We start from the raw sequence: 23,597 nt of genomic DNA on the forward strand, positions 1-23,597 counted from the left end.
GGCGAGGACTGGGGGCGTGGCCGGGCCTGCGGCGCTGTCGAGCGGCGTCGTCGTGAGCGGCATCAGGGCCCGCAGCTGCGGGCGGCCGAGTGTGATGCGGCCGCGCTCTCCCAGCATGGCCACGACCCGCCAGGGTCCGGCCGGATCGGCATCGGACCACGCGGCGCAACGCGCCTCCCTGGCGTTGACCATCGCCCCCTCGTAGCGGGAACGGATCGTCAGGCGATGGCGGAACAGCGTGGCCGAGGGCTTCTCCCAGGCCATCTCGACGAGTGTCGTCTTGGCGGGTTGGGGGAGGAGGGGCGCACCTTGCACCACGTTGTCGGAGTCGGAACGGTTGTCGAAGGCTTCCGCCATGAAGCTGGCTATGACGTGCCGGTCGTTGTCGTCGAGATCGATCTCGAAGGATGGTTGATCCGCTGGCACCTTCCGCAAGGACTGCGGCCTGAACCAGTGCTGGATCGGCCGGCCGGTGAAACGCCAGCGCTGCGTCTCGACGTCGATCCAGCCGGCCTGGCGCCATGTCCAGGCGTCTGCGCCGTGGGGCGCACCGGCCTGCAGGCGGTACTTGCGGGAGGTGCCGATGGGGTCGTGCTGGACGGCGTGCTCGGCCAGGCGTGTCCAGTCGGCACGTGCGTTGAGCCACGGCGTCGCGGATGATGGCGCAGACCGGGTCGTGTCGTCGCGAACGATCGGTCCCAGCATCGCCTCCACTTGCAGTTCGGCACCGGGGAAGCGGGCGTAGAGCGTCCCGTCGATGCCGGTGTGGCCGGTTGCCCACTGCAACAGGCGTTCATCTATGACGGGTGGATAAGCTTCGTTCAACGGATCCGCAACCTCACGCGATTCGAAGTGACGTCTTGCCACAAGCGGGCGCACGTGCAGCTGGGCCACCATGCCTGCAGGAACCTTTGCCGCCAGTGCCGCGCCGTCTCTCTTCAACCAGAGCTTGGCGTCCACGGTAGTTGAGTCGGCCCTGACGGTGAGTGGCGTCTTGCAGGCGTCGTTGATCCTTCGCAGCAGCTCGATGAGGTCGAGCTTGCCCCATCCGGGCAGCGAGTCGAGCAGCTTGCCGATCGACTTCACCTCTATACGCTCGCACGGCGTGACGAGCTTGGCGTCCTTGTGAAGTTGGGTCAGGTCGTCCCGCAGGCTGTCCAGTGCGTGGAGATCGACCTCGAGAAAGCGCACGGCAGGATCGGGGAGGCGGTCCAGCAGCTCGGCGAGTTCCTTGACCTCCGCACGCAGGAGGTCCGCTGTCAGCAGCTTGGTTCTAAGCTCATCGCACTGCTTGTCGGTCAACGGGGACAGCCAGTCGTCGGCGAGCTTGGGGTTGTCCAGCCATCGCTGCACGTTCGCCCACGAAGTCCGGGGAGATTCGATCCAAAGGCTGGCCTCCTTGTTGAAGGGCGCTCGCCACGACGTGCCCTCGGGGGCGCACAGGAGCAGGCGCGACGGCATTGGACGTGATCCACTGGCCGGACCGCCTTGATCTGTGGCAGGGTCGGCCAGCGAGATGCCGCCGCCGTCCGCGGCCTTCGCGACCCGCAACCTCAGCCAGACGCTGGGAAGCACCGTGGACCACGCGCCTGAGGCACCGGAGGACTCCGTGACCTTGAACTGCCCACCCGCATCGCGCTCGATCGTCAGCCTGCAATCGAATCGATCCGAGGGGAGGACGATGCGCAGGGAGGCGAGGGCATCGCTCCTCGTTGCCGCCGAACCGGCCAGGACTTCCACGATGAGTTCGGGCGCGCAGCCTCCCCAGTAGTGGACATCAGTCAGCGCCACCTGCACCGGCTTCCCGGCCTCCGACGGGAGCGCGATCGCGCCAGAGCCGTCGGCATTGCGAAATACATCGAGGAAGAGTGTCCGCTTCGTCGTGCTACCGGCCAGCGACAGCCGCGGGTAGTCGGCCGCGAGTGGGCGGACCCCGTCGAGGCCGACGCCGATCCGTCGTGCGGTGCCTCGAGCGTCATCACGCTCGCGAATGGCCGTGGCACCGATTGCCATGGTGCGGCTGTACATGAGCGAGGTCACATTGAAGGGCCGCAGCGGATCGCTGTTGCCTGATGGCTGCATGACAGGCACCCAGGGCTCGCCGCCGGCGGCCTGCAGATCCACCGGCAACGCGCCGGACCTGCCGACCGCGTGGACCGCCACGTCGTAGCGCGTGCCGTACGCCAGGGAAGGCACGGGCACGTGGTTTTCGTTCAGCTTGGGGTCGTAGTCGAACGTGAGCAGGGCTTCGGGCATGCCTTCCCCCGCGGTGGGCAGTGTCTTCTCGTACGCGCGGGAGGCGAAGGGCACGCCTCGGTATTCGACGAAGAGCTGGCGGCGGCCGTCCTGCACCGTCGTCGGCAGGGGCTTGATCGTGGTGGCCGTGTCACCCCCCAGGGTGGCTTCGGCGAGGTTGGCATGGGCCCAGGCGCTCTGGTCGGTGTTCGAGCGTCGCGCCTGCAGGAGCACGGCGACGCCGGAGAAGACGGCGGCGAAGTCGTTGGCATCCGTCGCGGCGTCGTCCGCGGCGTCGTCCGCGGCGGCGTCGACCAGCAGCTGGATGGCGAGCGGACGGGGCTCGGGGTCGGGCTGGAAGCGTCTGTCCGGGGGTGGAGAGAGGTTCGCGATGACGCTGGCTTGATGGGTGTCGGCTGCGTCGTCGATGACTTTCGTCGCGGCCACGACGTCCTGCGTGCGCTCAAAGAAATCTGTCGCCCGCAGGTTGGGCCGTACCAGCGCGGACATGAGTGTGACCACCGTGGAGTCTTGCAGGGGCGGCTCCTTATCTTGTCCGAACCGATGCGCCCAGAACTTCCATTCCTTAAGCTTTTCGACCAGATTGTTCAGAGTCGTGCTCTTGTCGCCTTGCTCGACGCGCACATCGGCAAGCAACAGATCGGAGACCAACGACCCCACGGCCTGGCGTGCGAGTTGAGCGCCGTCGAGACCCTCGCCGAGCCGCCGGGCGAAGGCGTCGATGGCGTCTGCGTATAACCCGTCCACGTCGATGGAGGGATCGGGAATGGCAGCCCGGAGGATGGTCACCGCATGGGTCACGACACTCGCATGTCGCAACAGCCGCAAGGTCGTGGCCTCGATGCCGGCCTCGCTCGTCAAGGTGTCCTGCAACGTTCCGAGCAGCCGATCTAGTTCGCGGGAGAGCCCGTCGGAGTCTTTGAAGCGGTCCAACGCGTGCCTGCCGATGGCGGCCCATTCGTTCGTCGTTGAGGAGGCAAGCAGCAGCAAGTCCAACCAGTCGAGCGTGGCCGGGATCTCCTGGCCGTCGAGTTGCGTCAACGGCGGCAGCCCGCAGGCATCTCGCAGAGCGTTCAGGTGAGCTAGACGATCCTTCTTGGGATCCAAGACGAAAAGGGGGTGGTGCCGGAGTGCGACGCGAAGGGCGTTCCGGCAATCGTTGCGCGACGCCCCTCCCTTGCTGAGTGCGGCCAGCTTGTCCACCATCTCCCCGAGCAAGGCCCCGTCGCGCGCCTCCCGGCCCGGCATGAACAGCGCGAGCAGCACAGGATCGAGCGCGCCGGCCAGTGCCGCCACGGCCTTCCAGGACAGCCGGCCCACATGCCGCTCCAGGTCCTGGTCGGTGGTGGGGTCCGGCACTGGCCACTCGATCGACGCCGCCAACACGAAGCCGGTGAACTGCGACCCGCCGCGTTGCTCCAGGCGCTCCAGGAAGCGATGGGACTGCGCGCTCTCGTCCGATGGCTTGAAGAAACCCGTGGAGAGATCGATGAGGCTCGTTGGATCGTTCACGAGCGGCTTGACGATCGTGGTCCTGCAGCGAACGTCGCCGGCGGCGGAAGGCAGTTCGATCTCGCTGCCAGGTTCCGGCACTTCGGACAGCGGAACGGTTTTTGGCGCAATGAACCCGACGAGCGACAGCGGAACGATCAGGAGCTTGGCGTCAGGAGGCAGATCCTCCTCTTTGATGCGCAACGTCATCGCGAGACCCAGCCGGTGTGGAAACGGCGCCGGCTGGCTGGCTGTGGCCGTGATCACGTCCTGGATCGACAGCGTGCCCGCAGTCCGGGTGACCTCCTCGCCGACGGCAGGGGCGGTGTGTCGCCAACCCAGCTTGCCCTCGCCGTAGCGGGCGAGCCAGCGGACGAATGCGGTGCGGAGTTGCGCGGCTTCGTCGTCAGGCAGGTCGGCTCGGATGGGGTCGACATCCGCCTTGAGCATGGTCGCCACCACGGTTCCATCGAATTGAGTAGCGACGTAGACCACGAACTCGGTCGTCTTCAACGCCCCGAGAAACCTTTCGACGGATTCGTGCGCAGCGTCATCGCTGGCCGCGTCCGGCGCAACCGACAGCCGCACCGAAAACCCGGCGATGCCATCCGGATGAAACCCGTCCGGATCCTGTTCGACGTGGCAGTAGATCGTGTCGCTCATGAATCAACCTCCCTGTTGTCCCTTGCCTTGCCCTTTGAGCAGCTTCTCCGCCTTCGCGCGTGCTTCCTTTACGGCCGCGTTGCCTTCATCGGTCGGGCCTGCCTGCCCGGTCAGGCTCGACTGCGTCTCCCGCTTGCCCCCCGCCATCCGATAGCGCGCATCGCCTGCGGCCGAGGCCTTGAAGAAGCGGGTGATGCGGACCTCGAGGCGGAAGCCGCCGTTCGCGTCGATGTCGCCGTTCTCCGCGTAGGAAAGCCGCAGCACGACGCTCAGGTGGGCCGACGCGATGCGCAGCACGTCGACCACGCCGACGATGGTCACCACCATCGACACGGTGAGCCCGCCGCCGGAGGCGCCGATGAGCTTGCGGTACGTCAGGGCCGCGGCGAGCGTGATGGCGACCGCCCCGGTGCAGCCCGCGCACGCGAAGCCGAGCGATGCCGAGCCCCCCGCCGCGGCATCGACCACCACCATGAGCTCGTTGCCGAACGGGCGGTAGTCGACGTCGACGGTCAACCAACCGGTGCCGCCGATGATGAAGATCGAGAAGATGAACGGCAGCTCCGGCCGTGCCAGCGAGAAGCGGTTGGAGATGCGGAAGTCGGGGTAGGCGATCAGCTGGAACTGGTTCGAGATCTGGATGTTCTGCAGGCCGCTGGTGCCGAACATCAGGCTCATCGGCGGCATGCTGAAGACGTGCTCCAGGCCCACTGGAATGCCGTCCTGCTTGACCACCTTGAGGCCGCCGATCTCGTCGCCGAAGATCGAGCCGAGCGCGTTCTGCACGAACTGCAGGTTGCGGTTGATCTCGACCTTCTTGGGATCGAAATCGACCTTCAGCCCGCTGCCCTTCGAGAAGCGCACCGCGACCTCGCGCAAGGTGACCATCACCTGCCCACCGACGGCCGCCTCGAAGTCGGTGTTGAGCGTCGCCTCGCCTTCGTCATCGACTCGGTCGGTGTCCTTCGAGGCTTCCAGGCGCACCCGACCGACGAGCCGGGTGTTGACGGCGTTCAGGCAGAAAGGGCCCAGGCTGACGAGCGCCTTTCGCCCCGACAGCGCGGCGTCGATGTCCAGCTGCACCCAGGCGCGGAAAGTCTCCTTGTTGAAGTCGTGGCTCAGGCGCACCGCGTCCTCGGCCCCCTTGGGCAGGCGGCAGCCCTTGAAGAGTCGCTGCAGTTCGAGCCCGCCGCAGTTGCGGAAGATGTCGCCGATGTCGAAGTCGCTGAGGTCGACCGGCAGCAGGCGGTCGCCTATCCGGTTGAACGGCAGGCTGAGGCCCCACGCCTTGAGCGAATCGCCGAGGCGGCCGAACCAGGCCTCGACCTGCGTCGTGTCCACGAGCTGGTCGACCAGGCCGTAGTAGTAGCCCATCTGGCGGCGCGCGTAGTCCAGGTTGGGCAGGGCCGGCACCGAGCCGATGGCGGCCATGGCGCGCAGGATGTTGTTGGGTGCGGCGAGCAGGCCGCCGCTGCCGATGTTGCCGATGGCGCGCACGGCCTGGTCGACGTAGGCGGTGGCCATCTCGCCGGTGCGGGCCAGGTCGTTACCGATGCGGCAGACGTCGCGGTCGAACGACTGGAACGAGTCCAGGAACTTGGCGTACGTCTCAGCGCCCTGGAAGATCTCGTCGACGCCGTTCTTGATTTGCTTGTAGAGGTCGGTGGCCTCGATGTCTTCCAGCGCCTTCTTCAGCAGCGTTTGACCTTGGTCCTTGATGTTTTCCTCAAGCCTTTTGGCCGCGTTCTCGAAGTAGTCGCAGGCGTCACCCAACCCGTTCAGCAAGCCGTCCGCAACGTCTTCTGGCGCTTTCAGTGACTCGACCGCCCGTGTTCGCCATGTCGTCGCCAAGCCGACGAGGCGGTCCCGTGCATGTGTCACGGTCTCTACCTTCACGGGGAAAACGCCCTCCAGATCATCGAGGAGGGGGGTCATCAGCGCCGTCAGTCCGGCCACGACCGACTGCGCGATCGACTCCGGTTGCAGCTTCGCGGCAACGTCTGCCAGCTGGCGCGACAACGTGTCGGCCGCCGCCTCCATGACGTCCGACGCCGTCGCGACGCCGCCCTGTGCGGCCTCGATCATCTCCTCGACTGGAACGAGCACCCGTTCCACGGCAAAGTCGATCCAAACCAGCTCCGACTGCGTCTCGACCCACTTGAGAAATGTGTTCACCTTCTCGTTCGTCTTGACGCAGGCCGATTCCAGGGCGGCGACGAGCTCGTCCAGTTCGAGTGGCAGTGGACCATGCTGCTTGAGCGTCTCGATCCCTTCGTTCACGGTGTTCTGGATCTCGACGACACCGGCCTTCATCTTCTTGGCGGCATCGACCATGGCGTCGTCGACCCGATTGATCACTCGCTCGATCTTCGGGGCCGCGTCCCTCGCGGCGACGGCCGTCGACGCGAGCGCGCCCTCGATGTTCGTCACGTGGCCGTTCAACTTTTCCGCCAGGTCTGGGTGCAGCTTCGCGAGTTCGGCCTTGTGGGCCTCGATCTCCTTGCGGGCCTGCAACACGGCGCCATCCGTGCCCCTGAGCGCCTGGTCGACCGCCGCTGAGAATGACGAGAGCACGTCGAACCATCCCGACACCGCCTCGCGCGGCGCAACGAGCGCGCGGTCGACTTCCCGCAGGGCGATCGCCGCGCTTTCACCCACGCGGCGAGAGACGTCGTCCAGCTCTGAGGTGAGTCGGTCGCGGGCGTCTGCCACCGTGGTGCGCGCGTCGAGCACCACCTTCTGGAAAGCATCGTTGATCTGCGCCGAAAGGTCATCCAAGCGCTGGCGCGACCATGGCTTGTCCCGGTCGATCGCCTCGCGGATCGCGTGCACCTCGCGGGTCGCCTGATCCAGCGCGGTGCCGATCTCGTCACGCAGGTCGCGTAGCGTCGAACGTGCGGATTCGATGCCCTGGTCGGCTTGGCCGATGCCGGCCGAGACACCTTCGAACACAGGGCGCAGCGCGTGGGCGACGGCTGGCGTGATCATGTCCTCCAGCGCTTGGCGGTTCTTCGGAAACTTGTTGAGATCGTTCTCCCAACCATCGACTTGGCGGATGAAACCCGTTTCCCACGCCTGCAGCTCCTGGTCGATGGCCAGCCGCTTCGCGCCGATCGAGCCGGCGATGCTGCGCTTCCATTCGTCGCAGCCCTGGAAGGTGCCCACCAGGTTCTCGAGGGTCTCGTCGCCCTTCGGGAGCAGGGCGACGAGACCGTTGTACGCAAAGTCGCGAGCGTCACTCAGCGTCTTCATCTGCGCCTGCAGCTTCTGCGCGACGCCGGGCCCCTTGAAGGCGGCGACCTTGGCCCGGAGATCTCCGATCGTTGCCTTGACTGCGTCCCGATCAGAGCCCTCCGGCGGCAAGGGGCTGCCCTGCAGTTCTTCCACGGCGCGCATGGCGGTCGAAAGTGCGACCAACTCACTGGGCCCGTCTTCCAGCTTCTTGCCGGGTTGCCACCAGCCGCTGATGGCATCGGTGTCAACGCGTGCGAGCGTCGGCAGTTTCTTCGCCTCGGTCCCCTCGACACGCCCCGCCCGCATGAAGGTGAGGGTGCGCAGCGAGGCGTAGACGGGCCGTTCGCCGCGCGCCTGGTTGATGGCTGTGCGTTGCGCAGCCGGCGCCAAGCGCCAAGTGAAACGTGCGAAGCCGCGTGGGACGGAGGGTTCGGGCACGTCCTGCGCACCCGCCCCGGCGTTCGCCGTCGACGGTGGAGGAACGCTGCTGCTCGGCGGCGGCAGGTTGATCCAGTCGATCGACAGCTCGTGCGGCCAGTTGTCGGTGTCGGCATTGAAGCCCTGGCGCGTGTTCGTGAAGAAGTAGAGGTTGTCCGGGTTCACGCACGGCTGGCTGCTGAGCGCATCGGTGCGGGTGCCTTCGCTCGCCTGCAGGAAGACCACGTCCGGCATCGCGTACACCTGCGGGCGCTGGCGGGCCGCGTGGCGGTTCCACAGGGGGACCTTCCAGCCGCGGGAGTCGACGTTTTCGCCCCAGAAGCTGTCCACCGGGATGATGGTGGAGTTGAAGCGCATGCCCTGCACGAAGGCGTTGGTCGAGGGAGCCGCGACATCGGCGTCGGGATACCGCCGTTCCGGCTGCATCAGCTCGATGTACTCGCGCACCTTGCGCAGCACGGGCCTTCGCGTGCGCGTCTTGATGCCGCCTTCGGGTGTGAACTGGGCGGACGGGTTGACCGTTCTCTCGTAGACCACGACGTGCTTGGCCCGGTGCCACCACACGGCGATCCTCCCGACCACCTCGACCCGCTGGCGTTGCACATGCCCGTTGCGGGTCTCGGTGATGATGGCGACCCGGTCGTTGCAGAAGCGCACCGTCTGGTCGGCGTCGCCTCCGGAAGGCGACAGGGCGATCGACTCGACGTGGCCGCCAGTGGACGCCGGCTGGTCCAGCAGCATGTTGAGGACGTTGAGCGATTCGACGGGCCACAGCGCGCCGCCGGCCAGCCCCTGCGCATGTTGGCGCGGCGACACGCCGGGCACGCGTTGCGAGGGCGGCGCTTTGTGGGCGGCAGCGAGGTCGGCGTCGGTGCCAGCGGTCGGCAGGACCGCGGGGCGGTGCAAGGCGGTGGTCCGAAGCGCGAATCGCGCACCCTGCTCGAAGCGTGCGGGTGCGAACGGCACGGGGCTGTCGGGATCATCGGCCCACACCTCGAGCCGTTCGGGGCGACGTAGGAAGGCCTGGTGTATGCGGTCCCAGCTGTCGGTCGTCCGGGAGTCGCGCCGGTCCAGGACGGAGCCGGTCAGTGCCTCGATCTCGGTCACGCGGGAACGCCGTGACGGGCCGCGCTCCGCGTCGGGCCAGAGGCCGATCGACAGGCCGTAGACGAACTCTGCACGCATTGCGACCATCGCGGCACCGGTACCGCCTTCGGAAGAACGTGAGAAGAGCTGGCGGCTGGCCCACTCGGGCAACAGGTAGTTGCGCTCCACATCGGACGGCCGGACCCACAGGTCGGCCGGGGGCGTTAGGCGGAAGTCCACGAGGTGCCTGCGCTCCGCGCCGTCCTGGTCAGGCGCTTCTTCGTCCGGGTACGGGCGCTCGAAGCCCAATGGGCGCCGATCGGGGTCGAGGTCGTGGATTTCCAAGCGCCGCGGTTTGTCCATGCTCTCGCCGACAGATTGCGGCGGCAGCACGTAGTGATAGGCAGCACTGGTGACGAGCGTGGTCCACCGGCCGGTGGTGCTGTCGTAGCGGGCGACGGTGCTGTTGCCCTCATCGCCGCGCTCGTCCAGCGGCAGTGCGTGGTACCGCATGAAACTGAAGGGCGTGGACGAGAACATCACGGTGGGCTTGCGCGCGGCCTCGCCCGTGTTCGGGTTGCGACCGCGGCGGTCGATGAGCTCCGCCGTCAGTTCCCACGACCTCGGGTCGACGAGTGGGTCGCCGGACATTGATTCGGTAACCTGCAGGTGCCAGGGCGCCGCGGCGTGGTCGATAGCCGCAGTTCCTTTGACCGCGCTGGCCGCCTCGTCGAGCAAGAGCACCGGCAGCCGGCGTGCGCGGGCGTCCTCGGCGCTGTCGTGGTTGATCGGCTGGACGTGGTCTACGGCCATGCCGAGTTGCAGCTTGAAGTCGCCGCCTCGCCGCGGCAGCAGCGAGGGCAGTTCGCCCTGCAGCGACCATCCGGGTGCGCCCGTTCGTTCGCCCATGAACAGCAGCGACGCGTCGCCTCGGTGAGCCGGGGAGAGCAGCAGGGCCCGCTCCCACTTCACGTGCATGTCGGCGATCAGGCCTTGTCTTGACGCATCGGCGTCGGCGCGCTCGTCGTGCAGCCTAAGGGCGAAGAATCGCCGGTCCCGGCGTGCCAGTTCTGCGTCGGCGTGCCTCGCACGCAGATCGATGGACTTTCCACGCGGGCCTTCGAGGTCGAACGCCGGCCAGCGCGCCTTGAACGCGAGCTCGTTGACCTTGGGGGGATGGAAGATGTCGGCCGGTTGCAGGCTGGCGTGGAAGATCGGCTGCATGCGCCATGTCACGGGCTTGCCCCAGCCGGTGAAGATTGCGGCGATGTGGACGCCCTGCTCGGTCGGCTTCGCCACGCTCTCCTCGGCGAACAGGCCGAAGTGTGCTGGGCCCTTCGTCAGCAGCGTCAGCTCCGGCAGCAGGGACAAGGGCCTGGCGGGTGACAACTGGGCCTGGCTGGCCAGCGTCAAACGCATCGCGGCGATCGTCTGGCCGAGCATGCCGGGCAGCGTCCGCACCTCCGCAGGCGCGTTAGAGGCGTGTTCGGGAAGTCCGTCGCCGGGAAGGGCGGGCGGCAGCTTTTGTGGGCTGCCGATGTTCAAGCGCACCCTGGTGCGGGCTTCGGCCGACTGGATTTGGGTGTCAGCGATGTTGCCGGTCAAGGTGGCTTCGACGTACAGGCTCGGGCCGAACGAAAGCCATTGGGGGAGTTCGTCCGGGTGGCGCGACTCGCCGTCGTCCGGGACCTGCAGATGGAATTGTTCGTTACGGATGCGCAAGCGGGAGTCGTGGCGCGTGTCGACGGATGTCACGCCGTCTTCGAGCCGGACGGCGACACGCTGCCGAATGCGGAATCCCGGCGGCAGGACGCCGTCCCCCGGCAAGCCTTCCAGAGACAGCCCGGGGAAGCGCTTCAAGCCGGGCGTGCTCGCGAATTCCGTCGAGGCGGTGAACTTGTTGCGGGCATCCGTCGCTTTCTCAAACACAACTGGATAGCCACAGTCACTGAGTACCGAAGACAAGACGTGCGAGGCGTCCGGCCAGAAATCGTCGGGCTCCACGATCACGTTCTCGTTAGAGGCCTTGTTGTAGGGCGAGGGAGTCCAATGCAACCGGCCGAGGTCGACGCCTTTCGGCGTGAAAACCTCATTCTTGCTCTCGCCGCGCAGTCCGAAAGGCAGGCTGCGAACCACTAGGCCGCCGTTCGACGTCGCGGAGAGTGTCGGCAGGCTGGAAGCGTAGACCGCACTGAACGCAAAGAAGGCCTTGTCGACCTTTGCCTGTTGAGCGTTGGCCGGCAGCGGGAGCGGCACCACGAGGTCGAGTCGAAGACTGCTGGTCCCATCCGGCCATTTCTCGTTGCCGATCTGCAAAGTGCTATGGCGCGCCTTGCCCTCCCAGTCCATCGTCGGCACCAGCGGCACCCGCAGGGTGGGGTAGTGCATGTTCTCATCGGGTGCGAACTGATCGAGTACGCTGATCCCATCGAACTGCAGCCGGGGTCCGCAGGGCTTGCCGGTCTTCCGCGTGAACCGCAGGGTCACCGTCTTGCCGTCCGGCTCGAAGAGCTTCACGAGCTCGAGGTCGCTCAGGTCATAGAGGTCGGCCACCTGAGCCTCTTCGGTCTTGGCATCGACGGGAATCCAGCGGAGGTGTCCGTTCCAAACCCTCTTGTTCTTGCCCGCGGCCTCCTCGAGGTAGTGGATCTCCACCGATCCTTCGCGCGACGACTTCGGCTCGCCATCCGTGAGAGGCGGCCACTGGAATGTGCCGTAGCACCGGAACGCAAGGAACGTCTTCATGTCGTCAGCTCCTGTCTTTTCGGATATCGCGCGCGCAGCACCGTGCTTGGCGCCGGGCGGGACTGCCGTCGCTGGCGCGCCGGCAGAATTGCCGGGTGGGGCGGATCAGGGGAGTGGGACGACGCGGACAGCGTAGGGCGGGCTGCCCTGCTGTGGGGTCACTGGCGTCGTGGTTGGGACTTGCGAGTGGGGTCTGCTTCGTGACCTGTCACGAGACACGACGACATGGACGACGAGGTACATCTGTGACGCTCCTGCTGCGATGGAACCCGCGCGACACGAGTGCCGTACCGCGCATCCGCGAGGCAGGTAACTTGAAATGGGCGCGGGCGACTGGCTGGGCTGCTGGAGCATCCCATTGCATTGACCGGCTCGCTACCCCCTAGTTTGAATTGCACCCCGTATGCGTGCTTCAACGGGACAACTGCTCGGGCGGCTCGGACGCCCGCACCGCGATGCCCGGGGGCCAGCGCCGTGCTCAGGAACCACAGGACCTCGACGCCAACAGCCAGACGGCTCCTGCCGCTTCGCCGACCCGCATGGCGCGTCGCGTCCAGGCTCGGCCGCTCGGGCCGACTCGCAGTCGAAGCGGGCTACGATTGGGCTTGTACGAGAACGCTGCGCACGTGCACGTGTCGGTCACCAAGTAGGCGCGCGGCGTCGGCGGCAACTTCGACAAACCAAAGGAGAATCACGATGACGTTTTGGACCATCATCGGCACCGGGCTTGCCGACGTTGAAGGCAAATCCTTTGGCGTCACGCTCGACACGGACATCAAGGCCTGGACTGCGAGTGGCCCCAGCGTTGGGCTCTTCTTCAGTGTGAAGTCCGGCTCCTATGCAGTCGTCGGCGTGCCGGAAATCGGTGTCCAGTTGGTGACATCGCCTGGCAAGGAAGCGGCGTTCTTCCACGACCTGACCGGCACCAGCGCCGTCGGCGCCTCGGGCGAGGGACGCGCCAATGGCACCAAGTTCAGGTGGAAGCTCGACAGCAAGTGACAGGGCCCGGGCCTGCGTGCCCGGGATCGTCGAGTGGGGTGTTGCTCAAGCAAAGAAGAGTTGGCTGACACCTCGCTTCGAACATCTAAACCCAGGGGTCAGTTCTGGGTCAGCGTCAACACATTCAGGGTCGAAAGCGTGAGCTCGCCCGTGTAGACACCGGTCGTTAAGCTGGACCAGTTTCGCATCTCTGCGAGCGGTCGATCATCTGGCACGGTCGCCGCCTATTGAATGGCAGGTTCCCGGCGCATATCGCGCTTTAAAGCTGCGGCGTCTAGGGGCAGCAATCGCTGCAAAGCCGTCGTCTGGGAGTGACCGACTGCTTTAGACCGCCCTGTTCTGCGACGTTCGAATTCGGCAAGTCGAATGGCGACGCTCACCGAAAAGCAGAAGTGGGGTTCCAAGAGGTTGTGGGACCGGCCTAGCTCATTGATCCCGTCATCATGGAAGGGCATCGTTCACTTCTCCTCTTGCTTCACTCCGGCATTTTCAGTCACATTTAAGGTCAAGATGAGGAGGCTCGGAATGCGCATGAATGTCGCGCGAAGACTTGCTGAAGGTGTCGGAAGCTGGCTGCACCTGGAGTTTTGCTGCTACCGCGCGGGGTTGTTGTCCGAGGTATCGCTCAAGGCTGCGGTCGGTCAAGTTCTTAGCTCTGTGCCAATCAATACGAAGGGCGCCAGAGCGCATTCAGATTTTCCGCACGAGGCAATTAATGTCTTCAAGAAGACCAACACAAAGAAGGTCGATTTCGCGTTGGTGCTTGCAGGAGATGGAGTTCCAAGGAGGAACGCACAAGTAGTTGTTGAAGCGAAATGGGCTGGCTCGCCTCACTGCGCTCCTGACAAGATCGTGGAGGATTTCGTGCGTCTGTCATTGATCAAGCGAATGGATCCCGACTGCGCCTGCGTCTTCGTACTTGCGGGACACCACAGAAGCGTTGAGAAGATAGTTGCCGAGGTGCCATTCAAGACTGAAGGCGAGCGCAACTACGGCATTGGATCGGACTCGATTCAGAAAAGGTTCAACTTCGCACGCCCGTTGAAACTCAGCAAAGCAAGCTCAAGCGAATCAATCGGACTGGCATGGAAGGCCCTCGGCTACAAGGTGCCTAGGTCAATCGTTGTTGATTCATACCCCGCACATCCTCTTCAGACTCATACAGGCACGGTCGACTTTCAGGCGCGGGCCTGGAATGTTGTACGGGTGGATGCGCATAACCTCTGAACGGACCGCTCCGCCTAAGTCCACATAACTCGCGTTTGAACGCCGACTCAGGCCTGGTTGCACCGGTCGGTCTCGAGCATGCCAACGGTCCACCCGCGCTCAATATTCAGTCGGCGCCGATACCACATCAGTCACTAGCTGCCCCTTGTTTTCAGCAGGCGGGTTCGTCACAGACTGCCCGTGGCCATGGTCTCGTTGAAACGGTCGGAAGTGCTTGTTCGGGGCTGTGTCCGCACCTACCAGAGGTGGAACTTCCTGCTCTCGGTGCGCACTGTCAGCGCAAGATCAGCGCTATACCGCAGTTGTCGCCCAGTCTCCCGGGGCGCTCCGGTCCCCAGCCCGCATTCCAGTAGGAGAATTCGGCGACGACTTGGCCCAGAACTGGCGGCCGTCCACGTGCTTAAAGGACTGGCTCCATTCGCCGTCCGCGCGTTCGGGGAGGTGGAGGACCTCACGGTCTGAGCAGTAGCTGGTATGCAATGGGATGGACGCTCCTTCCGATCGAGTGGTTGCTGACACATCCACTGTGGCACTTCGATGCCGTCTACGGGTGGGGGCGTCCCCATTGCATACGACCGCAACCGCTGCAAAGCGACCGTAACCGTGCCTTCGCGCCTCACACAAGACTGTCAAGACCGCACCATCAATCCGTCCTCGAGTCGCTAGTGACTTGCATACCTCACCGGACTCTGAGAGCCTTGCCCACCGCCGGTCCCCAGCACAGTGCCTAGGTTCCGATCCTTGAACGGCGGTCCCGCGAGTCCGCCTGGATCAAGAGCGTTGAAGGCGATGCGTCCATCCGGGTTGGGGCTCTCCCACCCGCCGACCTCGAACACCGCGCGAACGATGCCCCATGCGTGGACCACAACAATGCGAACCCGCCCCGCCCTTGCCGAAGACAGCCGCCACCAGCCCCTGGTCACGGCGTACACCGAATTCTTGTTCGACGCGACCTCACCCCAGCGGCGGTTGATGTTCAGGAAAAGTACCTCCTCGCCTTCTTTCCATCCGGGCAGGTCGCTCATACGAAAGCTCTGGCCGTGCGTYGCCTCCACATCCTCTACGCTTCTAAACGACGCGAAGCCATGTCCGGCCTGTAGGTTGGTGAGGGGCGGGACTGCTCTGTCGAGCGACGACAGGTAATCCAGGACGTCGATGAGCGCACCCTCCACTCGCTGTGCCTCCTGTTGCGTAGAGATGCCGTCGCGCACGATGGACATCCTCGGCAGTCGCCCAGACCTCAGGATCGCGGCAATGGTGCCGAGCTTCTCCGAGTGTTCAGGATCCGTCTCATCGTCGGCGATGGTCTGCAGCGCCCCGTCGGCCATAAGCCGCACTGCCGAAATCAAGTGGTCGTACACGCGCTGACCCTGACCTTCGCCTACGTAGAAAACGTGCCCGTCCAACGGATGCATAAGCGGGTAGACGTAGTGTCTTAGGTGCTCTGTCGTACGGGGCGAAAACTCGAGCCGTTCATTGCGTATCCATTCGAGATCAGGCGGAAGATTCTTTGGAAGCATGTCGGATCCTTTTCATCGTCAGCTCACCGTCAGGCCTTGCCCTTCTTCCTGCGCTGCACGCCGAACTGCTCCATCCGCGCGTTCAACAGGTCGTTGGCGAAGCAACGCATCAACATAGCCTCCACCTCGTCAATCATTCCGTCGACGACGGCGTAGGCGCTGATGTACGTCGCGATGTCAGAGAGGGCCACCCTGACCTTCACGATCTGCCGGCCCTTCTCTTCGTAAGTCCGGTACTGGTGGTTGGTGGTCGGATGATTTAYGCGCCGTATCGCCTGAACGTCCTTGCGGTCTCGGTTGTAGGCGTTGGTCGCCTCTCCCCAGAGGGTTAGGCGCTTGGCTTTCCCTACATACAACGCCCTGCCGCGGCTATCGAAGAAAACGTAGATACCATGTGTCGACTCAAGCTGTTCACGCAGGCCCTGGCGGTAGGTGTTGTTCTTGGTTTCGAAGAGCCTCAGTCTGTCTCCGTCGCCGCAGCCATCCAGTTCATAGAACTCGACGATGGGCCGTACGGCGGTAGCTTGGATCTCCTTTTGGCCGGCGAGATAGGCCTTCTGAACCAGCGTAGTGATCTGACGAGGCGTCAGTTGCACGGATCGCTTCAGTGGCTGGATCGCCAAGCCGCCGAGTCGGCTGGACAAAGCGACGTCCGTCAGCGGCGGGGCCGATTTGGTCTCCCTGAACTTTCTCTTCAACGCAGCAATGACGTCGCCACCGCTTGCGCCTCCCTGGCGTCCGTTGGTCGTGGCCATTGACTTTGGCGTTGGATGTCGCCCCTCATGCAGAGACACGCAATGTACGAGGTGTGCGCTGAACGGCTTACCCTTCAAGTGAGGGTATCTGGCGCCTATGTGGGCGGTGTGCAGTACAGCAACCGATCGGATGCAAGCATCCACGGAGCCCTGGGCGAATGTCCGGTTCGCCGCCGGGCATCCCTACGCCTCGAAGGGGGCGCAGGGTCGATTGCTCCAGTTCGTGCAGGCGCACAGCGGAGGTTCGACCACACCCCGACCCACTGGCGGCACAACGCGTCGAGGAGCGTCCTCGGATGCCGCGTCGCTTGACCATCGTTCGACTACCTCCGGAACGCTGCAGCGACCGCATTGAGTCGGGAAGCGGCCGGTCGATGGATCGAGGCGACCGGCCGCAACCGCTGCATAGCAGACGTTGGCCTTGGGCAGGGCGCTTGTCGACTTCACAGCGGCCCGCTGGCGCTAAGCATCAAATCGAGGCGAGAATGGCCCATTCCGATACTTCGTTGGAGACATATTCATGAAGACCTATGCGTCGCTAAAGGCTCAGATTGTCAAGTTGGAACGCGAGGCCGAGAAACTGCGGAAGGCAGAGGTGGCCGGCGTCATATCCAGAATCAAGGAAGCCATTGCCGCGTACGGATTGACGCATGATGATCTGGGCCTCTCGCGAACCATCGAGAAACGGGCAGGCGTCAAGGGTCGAGGTGAGACCAAGACCACCGTCGGAACACCCAAGTACAGGGATCCCRAGTCTGGCAAGACATGGACGGGACGAGGCAAGCCTCCGAATTGGATTGTTAGCGTGAAGAACCGCGACCGGTTCTTGATCGATGCTTCGGGATCTTCGTCGGGCGTCGAACTTTCCAACGAACCTACGAGACGCAAACGCCGTGTTTCTCGAAAGGCGTCAACGCCAGCTGCTCAGTCCGCCGCAGTACAGATTGAGGGTGGMGTCGGCTCGCAGTAGAAGTGGCGACCTGGCACGCAGCGCGTCAAGCGCTCATCCGGAGCATTTTCCTTCAGTGCCGGCCAGCTCGCCGATCTGCACAGCGCAGTCGATCTCTACGCCGAGCGCGTGATTGGCCGCAACAAGAGCTGCACGACGATGAGTGGGGTACTCGCGCCACGAGAAATCTGCGAGGTCCCACAGCTCCCTCAGGCTCAACCTGGGTTCAACCTCCAACGCCCTGTCCCAGAACTCCCGCCGCCACTGGCGTTGGTCAGCTTGGTGCGTGCTCAGGTGGTAGTTCTCAGCCCAGCCCTCAGGCGATTCACTTCGCTCTGCCCCGTAGGAGCGCGCGGCCACCTGCTGCAGTTCGACCATTGTTGCGGACGGATCGAGCTTGCTCAGCTTCGTGAAAACGCGATCAACCCAGGCAGATCTCGAGATTGGACTGGACATGCGTGCCTCCGAATACATGTGCAAACGCAGCACAGGTTGGAAATACCCGTCGAGAGATCACTCTACTGCGGATCAGCTGCAGGAGGGTGAGATTTTTGGACCGGTCCGTCCTCCTGAAAGCACTCTTGCACAGGCGCCCTCAAAGAGATTCAATCGACGCTTTCTCGGCTGTTTGCGAGGTGAGTGAATGAGCGACGAAGTGAAGCCCAGCGAGGCAGCCAGCTACCTGCAGGGTGAAGTGATCTGTGCGATGGCCATGATCGCTGCGCTCGTGAAGCTGTTGCCGGACAAGGATGCGTTCCGTCAAGAGGCAGTCGCTGAGCTGGATCTGCTTCGTGATGCCTTCACGGAGAACCCCAACGCAGGGCCCCAGCTCAAGGCTGTTGGCATGACGAGGTTGTGGCTGATCGATCTGATGCAGTCGTTTCCTGTGGACAAGCCTCACTGACCATCCCGGATGGTCTGCTTTGCTGGGCAGGCACCCTGGAAGTGCCGGGCAGGGGAGGTCAGGCGGTTCATGCCCGTGCGGCGGCCGCTCAAGCCTTGGGCGATTGTCAGGTCACCGGATCGAGCACCTCGATTTCAGCGATCAACTGGAGCTCACGCAGGTAGTCTCCTCGATTGCGGGCGAGCCAGCCGACGATCTTGGCGTTCTCCAAGAGCGCGCGGATGTAGGCCTTCACCACGACAAGTTGCAGACTGTTCGGACCGTACGTCTGTTCCAGTCTCTTTGCGTTTGACTGAACCGTCGCCATCTCTCGCTGTAGGCGCTGTCGGGCCTCCGACGGGGGGTTCAGCCTTCTACGAGCCTGGGCGCCGTCCGTCAGCAATTCAGCCGGCGTCGCATGCAACATCACCAACGAGAACTTCACCGAGTAGTTTCGTAGATCGATCATCGCCTGCGCCACATCGATCTGCCAAGACGGTTTCATATGCTGAAGCGCCTGAAATAGCCCCCTGGTGGCCGGCTTGTCCGCCAGAAGTTGGACGGCTTCGATACAGATCCCATCTAGCATCCGAAGTCTGTCTCGGATGGATTCGACTGAAATGCCGAGTGCCTGAGACAGGATCACCCTCGAAGCGCCTCCCTCCGCAGCTCGAATGATCAGTCGATGCTCTTGGACAGCCGAGAGCCTGTTGACTTGGCGGTTGTAGCTAAGGCCCTCGCAGTCCGTCAGGACCCGGCACAGCGCCCTGGTGAGATTGACCTCGGTCAGCGCCGCCTTGCGCAGCAATCCGTCGAGAACCGAGTAGCCTGCACCTTCGTCCTGCGATCTGGGAACAACGACCAATGGGTCCAGCAGCCCAACCGAACGAATCGACTCGCGTATCTGTCGGTACTTTGCACTGCTGAGAACCGACTGAGGCAGCGACTTGTTGCTATGGAGCTGATCGAGCTCGAGTTCCAAGTAGGTGGGGTTGGTGGCCAGTTTGGCAGACGTATCGGACGCGGTCATTGAACCATCTCCACATCGGATACACCCTCGACGAGGTAGCGCGGCGCAGTGCCCTTCCCCTCGTTCCTCAAGAGCGAGACGAACTCTGGATCCGCGAACAGTTCCTTGAAGATCTTCCGAGACGCTTTCAACGCAGCTTGCGCACGGTCTGCCTTTCGCTGAAGTGAGCGATGCTCTCGCGTTTGCTGCTGGTACATCTCGACCAGTTCCTGGTCAGATGGATGGTGGCCACCGAGCGTGCCTGGTTCCAGAGCGCGGTGAGTCATCTGCTTGCCGCATAGGCTACCGGCCTGGCTCGCCGAAGGTTCAACCCTCGGAGCCCTCTCGATCGCTTTCATTGGGGTTGCTCCGACAGAGGCGCTTGTGCCGTGAGCGCGTACAGGGGGGCCAATGTCTTCGTGCGGTACACATCCAGGGCACGGCCGTTGCTGTCCATTCGCGGCAGTCTTGACGCAGGCATGTCCATCGAAGGAAGCAGGTAGTAGTCCTGCACAGCAGCGTTGTCGAAGTCCATCCGGACGATGACCACGATATCGGTGGGCACTGAGGGCATATGGACACGCCACCGGTAGTAGCCACGCGCGTTGCCTCGGTTCGGCGCCACGACGATCTGCACGGTCAGCTCGCCGTTGACAGTCAGCCGCCTGCCCCCTGAGTCGAGAGTGCAAGAACTGCCGCTTGCGAGAAAACCAGCCACCACGTCAGCCACGATCAGTTGGCTCTGCTCCCGGAGCGAGCGATTGACCTGTTCGAAGCCGCGGTTCTGCTTCAGGTCGTAGCCGACCAGCCCGTAGAGCTTGGTCAGGCTTCCAAAGATCCGGAGATATGAGGAGACGGACGGGACGTCTTTGCTGCTCGCAAGAATGTCCGCGGATAGTTGACCGTGCTGAACAAGCAGTTGCGCTGCGCCGCGCAGCATGTCATTCCTGTCGAGCGGCTTCGCCGCTTCCCGAATCATCTGCTGGGCCCGCAGGAAGCGGGGCATGGGGATGATCGACGCGTAGGCGCCCTCCTTGCGAATCCACAAGTCCCGGGTGTTCTCCCTCACCGGAGCTTTGAGCTTGCCCGACTTGCGGTTGTAGATGGCGGTGCCTGCGTAACGCTCGTTCGTCAGAACAGCGTGGACGGCTTCCATCCGCCAGGGGTGACCGCCAACCCAGGGAATCCCGCGAGCGTTCAGGAGTTCGGCAATCTCCGATCGTGTACGGCGCTTGTCGATGAACAGCTGGAAGACGAGTCGAACGGCCGCGACTTCGGCTGCCGGGCCAGGCGCAAGTGAGACACGGTGCGACTGAATGCCCTTGCGCTCCCCCAATGCGAGAGTGCCTCTCACTCGGCCAGTCTCATCGACGACGATACGGCGAAGCCCAAAGCACGCCACGCCGCCTTGCGCGTAACCCTGCTTGGCGATGTTGCAGGCGCCTGCAAACACTCGAACTGATAGCTCCCGGCTGAATTCTGCCGCCATGCTGCGTTTGAGCCCGATGAGCACCGAGGATGAGATCGATCCGTCGTTCGCGAACTGCTCGGCGCAGTAGATGACGCGGATGCCTCGGCGCTTGCATGTCAGTTCGCAGGCCGCCGCTTCGTCCGGGTCCTGAAATCTTCCCCATCGACTGACGTCGTAGACCAAGACGGCCTGGAATGGAACGAGAGGCTGCCCGACATCCAGCAGCAAGCGCTGCATCGCCGTGCGGCCCTTCAGTTCGAGGCCGCTCTTTCCAAGGTCCGCGTACGTGCGAACCACTCGCATGCTGTTTCGCAACGCGTACTCGGAGATCACACGGGACTGGTTCTCACGGGAGTACCGCTGATGTTCCGTGGACATGCGCACGTACTGCGCAACGGGGATCAGATCATGATCACTATTGCTCACTGCAGTTGGCGTGACGCCGCGTTGATCGAGCCCTGCCATGTCCAATCCCGGCACAATAGAAACTCAGAGCTTGAATCGTGAAATTGCTGCGTGACAGAGCGATGACGTGCGTGCTTTTCCAGCAGCGGACAACCCCATCATCGAGTTGACGCGTTCCAGCCGGCCGGCCCAGTACGCGCCGCGGAGGTGGTACGGCAGTGGCTTGGACTTTCCAGCCGTGTAGTTCCCGCGCGAAGGTTGGAAGGCACTGTGCACGGATGACTTCTCGCCGAGACCTCGCGCTCACCCGACGGCGGTGAGATGCGGCACCCGTACTTCGCGAGTGCAGGTGAAGACGGCGCGGGTGCACGCATGTGACATGCGTTGGGCGCTAGAGAGCACTTGACGCAGGCAGTTCTCATGGCTCCATAGCGTGCCCCCCAAAAGAGGGACGTTTGTTATTCCATTGACCGCTTGACGCCTCGCAGCCAGACCGATACCGTTGGTCACCAACGCCGGCATTGCCAATGAAGTGATGGCAGCCAAACCGAAAATGCGCACGATCGATGCGAGCGGCTGGCCGGCAGGCTAACGGGAGGAATTCATGATCCATTCAAGTGACTTGACCGCGGCGAAGCGTGCTGCTTCTATCTCGCCTGGCTACGCACTGATTGCGTGTGCCGCGACGCGACCTCGGATTGCGATCTCTCCACCGACCTAGGCCTGCGGCTCGCGCCCGCGGACACCACTTCAGGCGACGACCGTGGGGTTCAAGCACTCCTGCCCGTCGGGTGCAGTGTTTTGCTTCGAATAGTTCCTAGATCCTCGCGCGAATAGTGGCTTGATCGTCCGCCATTCTTCCCACCGACTTTGGGATACCAAACGTCGCCTCTGAACACTCCGGCGAGTCCAGCCAGGCGCACGCCGCTTCTCAGGGTGACGACGCGGCCGTGAACGTTATGTGGATCTGTGTGCTGGTTCCACACTCGGCTCGCGACCGCCTGGCTGTCGGCATCGTGGTTGCCCGCAATGAAGTACCACTCCACGCCAGCTCGATCCAGTGGGGCCATCTCCAGTTCGAGAGGGCGCTCAGGCTCCATGTCACCGAGAAGAATGACGCTCTGAGCACTGGTGTCGTGAGCAGCCGCCACCATCTGCCGAAACTTGGAGTGGGGGTCTCCGCAAAACAGGATTGGCGCCGGCTTCATTCGTCACCTCCGGTAGGACTGAAGGACGACTGAGGCACCAGTGGCTCGGTGGACGTGGTTCTGGCTGGCGAGAGAGATGGGCTGAGGGTGAGCATGATGTGACCGTGCTGCGACGACGCTGAGGCCGTCGCCTGGCGGCGGTGGCATGTATGTCCGGTGAAACGGACTCAGGCGCAGTCGTACGCTATGCGGCCGAGGTGCTCGGCAAGCATGTCGACGCCACCCGGCTCCTCAGCGATGTCGATGGGACATCCGCCGAGGCCTACCGCCGGCCGGATCAACCAGTGAGCGAGCCAAGCTTCTGAGTCCGGGCCGATGTGCTCCAGTGCCACTACCTGCAAGCGCTCGTACGCCTGCGAGTGCGAGAAGCGCTCCAGGCGATCAAGCAGCGCTCGGTCAGCAGCGATGACAGCGGCGATGGACATGCGATAGAAATAACACGGAATGGCATTCTCACCAAGATGTTTTGGTGGCGATGGTTTCCGAGATATCTCATACACGAGCGGACTTGGTCAATGGGGCGTAACCTGTGCGTGTAGTGCCATGTGAGCACCGAAACCAAATGCGGTTTGCAAGAGAGATTTGATATCCGTTCTGACGCGCCGCCCCTTTTGCTTTCTGTATGATTTGCCCTGCCTAAATCAATAGGAGACCGTATGGCAAAGTCCCTCGAGCAACTGAGAAGAGAAGCAGAGAAGCTTCAAAGGCAGATTACCTTCCTGGAACAATCAGAGAACAAGATCGTTGAGTACGTCGCTCAAATGCGGCGGGCAATCAAAGAGGCCGGATTCGATGTTGCCGATATCATCAAGCATCTGCAGGAAAAGAAGGTTCGTGCGCCTCGCGGCACAGCCGAGAAGAAGACTCCGGAAAGCCAAGACAGCAGTGGCGCTAAGCCGGAGGCTGGCGTCACCTACAAGCACTCCTCATGGCCCGAGCCTTGGACTTCCTCCGGTAAACGCGCGCCCAAGTACGTGATTGCAACGATCAAGTCTGGGAAGACTTGGAAGCAACTGGTCCAGCGATAAGTCCTGCAACAGGGCGAGATGCGATCTCTCTCGGACGCAAGTGAACGGCCTAGGGAACCGCTGATTTATTCGGGCAGATCTCGATGGCCGAACGAGGCGTGGACAGCGAGGATGGTTGCATGAAACAGACGAGCTTTGCGAGCCTGGAGTACGCGGGCAAGAAGCGCCAGACGAGGCGCGAGAAGTTCCTGGGCGAGATGGAGCGCGTGGTGCCGTGGTCGGCGCTGTGC

At 63.5% G+C, this 23,597-nt stretch carries 14 protein-coding genes and 2 pseudogenes; 6 read left to right on the forward strand and 10 right to left on the reverse strand.

Annotated elements, in window-relative coordinates:
• A partial coding sequence (locus AC1D01_RS01200) for a hypothetical protein (protein ID WP_477864291.1) occupies window positions 1–4,410 on the reverse strand: 4,410 nt, incomplete at its 3' end.
• Between the two features lie 3 nt (window positions 4,411–4,413).
• On the reverse strand, window positions 4,414–11,913 hold the full coding sequence (locus AC1D01_RS01205; RefSeq protein WP_477864292.1) for a coiled-coil domain-containing protein: 7,500 nt from the start codon (window positions 11,911–11,913) through the stop codon (window positions 4,414–4,416).
• A 696-nt stretch (window positions 11,914–12,609) separates the two neighbouring features.
• On the opposite strand from AC1D01_RS01205, the gene AC1D01_RS01210 reads away from it, so the two are divergent.
• The gene (locus tag AC1D01_RS01210; RefSeq protein WP_477864293.1) at window positions 12,610–12,912 is read left to right on the forward strand and encodes a hypothetical protein; all 303 of its coding nucleotides are present in this window, start codon (window positions 12,610–12,612) and stop codon (window positions 12,910–12,912) included.
• 525 nt (window positions 12,913–13,437) lie between these two features.
• Window positions 13,438–14,139, forward strand: coding sequence for a hypothetical protein (locus AC1D01_RS01215; RefSeq protein WP_477864294.1), 702 nt, complete (start codon window positions 13,438–13,440; stop codon window positions 14,137–14,139).
• Between the two features lie 662 nt (window positions 14,140–14,801).
• Here AC1D01_RS01215 and AC1D01_RS01220 read toward each other — a convergent pair.
• On the reverse strand, window positions 14,802–15,659 hold the full coding sequence (locus AC1D01_RS01220; protein WP_477864295.1) for an LEM-3-like GIY-YIG domain-containing protein: 858 nt from the start codon (window positions 15,657–15,659) through the stop codon (window positions 14,802–14,804).
• 29 nt (window positions 15,660–15,688) lie between these two features.
• A complete protein-coding gene (locus AC1D01_RS01225; RefSeq protein ID WP_477864296.1) occupies window positions 15,689–16,414 on the reverse strand; it encodes a GIY-YIG nuclease family protein in 726 nt (241 codons plus the stop codon).
• Between the two features lie 520 nt (window positions 16,415–16,934).
• On the opposite strand from AC1D01_RS01225, the pseudogene AC1D01_RS01230 reads away from it, so the two are divergent.
• Window positions 16,935–17,249 (forward strand): annotated as a pseudogene (locus AC1D01_RS01230) (H-NS histone family protein); the annotation flags it as partial.
• A gap of 168 nt (window positions 17,250–17,417) precedes the next feature.
• Here the strand turns inward: AC1D01_RS01230 and AC1D01_RS01235 are convergent.
• On the reverse strand, window positions 17,418–17,819 hold the full coding sequence (locus tag AC1D01_RS01235; RefSeq protein ID WP_477864297.1) for a hypothetical protein: 402 nt from the start codon (window positions 17,817–17,819) through the stop codon (window positions 17,418–17,420).
• A 187-nt stretch (window positions 17,820–18,006) separates the two neighbouring features.
• Between AC1D01_RS01235 and AC1D01_RS01240 the strand changes: the two genes are divergently transcribed.
• Window positions 18,007–18,267, forward strand: coding sequence for a hypothetical protein (locus AC1D01_RS01240; RefSeq protein ID WP_477864298.1), 261 nt, complete (start codon window positions 18,007–18,009; stop codon window positions 18,265–18,267).
• Between the two features lie 106 nt (window positions 18,268–18,373).
• Here the strand turns inward: AC1D01_RS01240 and AC1D01_RS01245 are convergent, their stop codons facing one another.
• The 5 genes from AC1D01_RS01245 to AC1D01_RS01265 all read right to left on the reverse strand — a co-directional run bounded on the left by AC1D01_RS01245 (window position 18,374) and on the right by AC1D01_RS01265 (window position 22,764).
• The gene (locus tag AC1D01_RS01245) at window positions 18,374–19,276 is read right to left on the reverse strand and encodes a plasmid partitioning protein RepB C-terminal domain-containing protein (protein WP_477864299.1); all 903 of its coding nucleotides are present in this window, start codon (window positions 19,274–19,276) and stop codon (window positions 18,374–18,376) included.
• On the reverse strand, window positions 19,273–19,614 hold the full coding sequence (locus AC1D01_RS01250) for a hypothetical protein (protein WP_477864300.1): 342 nt from the start codon (window positions 19,612–19,614) through the stop codon (window positions 19,273–19,275). Before AC1D01_RS01250 ends, AC1D01_RS01245 begins: the two co-directional genes overlap by 4 nt.
• A complete protein-coding gene (locus tag AC1D01_RS01255) occupies window positions 19,611–21,191 on the reverse strand; it encodes a recombinase family protein (protein ID WP_477864301.1) in 1,581 nt (526 codons plus the stop codon). The genes AC1D01_RS01250 and AC1D01_RS01255 overlap by 4 nt, the downstream gene beginning before the upstream one ends.
• 710 nt (window positions 21,192–21,901) lie before the next feature.
• Window positions 21,902–22,339: a metallophosphoesterase family protein gene (locus tag AC1D01_RS01260; RefSeq protein ID WP_477864302.1), complete on the reverse strand. Its 438-nt coding sequence runs from the start codon at window positions 22,337–22,339 to the stop codon at window positions 21,902–21,904.
• 167 nt (window positions 22,340–22,506) lie between these two features.
• A complete protein-coding gene (locus AC1D01_RS01265) occupies window positions 22,507–22,764 on the reverse strand; it encodes an antitoxin Xre/MbcA/ParS toxin-binding domain-containing protein (RefSeq protein WP_477864303.1) in 258 nt (85 codons plus the stop codon).
• Between the two features lie 231 nt (window positions 22,765–22,995).
• Between AC1D01_RS01265 and AC1D01_RS01270 the strand changes: the two genes are divergently transcribed.
• Both AC1D01_RS01270 and AC1D01_RS01275 read left to right on the forward strand, forming a co-directional pair.
• Window positions 22,996–23,367, forward strand: coding sequence for a hypothetical protein (locus AC1D01_RS01270; RefSeq protein ID WP_477864304.1), 372 nt, complete (start codon window positions 22,996–22,998; stop codon window positions 23,365–23,367).
• Between the two features lie 119 nt (window positions 23,368–23,486).
• A pseudogene (locus tag AC1D01_RS01275) lies at window positions 23,487–23,597 on the forward strand (IS5/IS1182 family transposase); the annotation flags it as partial.

The sequence above is a fragment of the Rhizobacter sp. P3_B12 genome, from assembly GCF_056402895.1.

Excerpts from the sequence above, each read along its gene's own strand:
- AC1D01_RS01205 (WP_477864292.1), bottom strand. The coding sequence starts at position 11,913 with ATGAAGACGTTCCTTGCGTTCCGGTGCTACGGCACATTCCAGTGGCCG.
- AC1D01_RS01210 (WP_477864293.1), top strand. The coding sequence starts at position 12,610 with ATGACGTTTTGGACCATCATCGGCACCGGGCTTGCCGACGTTGAAGGC.
- AC1D01_RS01215 (WP_477864294.1), top strand. The coding sequence starts at position 13,438 with ATGCGCATGAATGTCGCGCGAAGACTTGCTGAAGGTGTCGGAAGCTGG.
- AC1D01_RS01235 (WP_477864297.1), bottom strand. The coding sequence starts at position 17,819 with ATGTCCAGTCCAATCTCGAGATCTGCCTGGGTTGATCGCGTTTTCACG.
- AC1D01_RS01240 (WP_477864298.1), top strand. The coding sequence starts at position 18,007 with ATGAGCGACGAAGTGAAGCCCAGCGAGGCAGCCAGCTACCTGCAGGGT.
- AC1D01_RS01245 (WP_477864299.1), bottom strand. The coding sequence starts at position 19,276 with ATGACCGCGTCCGATACGTCTGCCAAACTGGCCACCAACCCCACCTAC.
- AC1D01_RS01250 (WP_477864300.1), bottom strand. The coding sequence starts at position 19,614 with ATGAAAGCGATCGAGAGGGCTCCGAGGGTTGAACCTTCGGCGAGCCAG.
- AC1D01_RS01255 (WP_477864301.1), bottom strand. The coding sequence starts at position 21,191 with ATGGCAGGGCTCGATCAACGCGGCGTCACGCCAACTGCAGTGAGCAAT.
- AC1D01_RS01260 (WP_477864302.1), bottom strand. The coding sequence starts at position 22,339 with ATGAAGCCGGCGCCAATCCTGTTTTGCGGAGACCCCCACTCCAAGTTT.
- AC1D01_RS01265 (WP_477864303.1), bottom strand. The coding sequence starts at position 22,764 with ATGTCCATCGCCGCTGTCATCGCTGCTGACCGAGCGCTGCTTGATCGC.
- AC1D01_RS01270 (WP_477864304.1), top strand. The coding sequence starts at position 22,996 with ATGGCAAAGTCCCTCGAGCAACTGAGAAGAGAAGCAGAGAAGCTTCAA.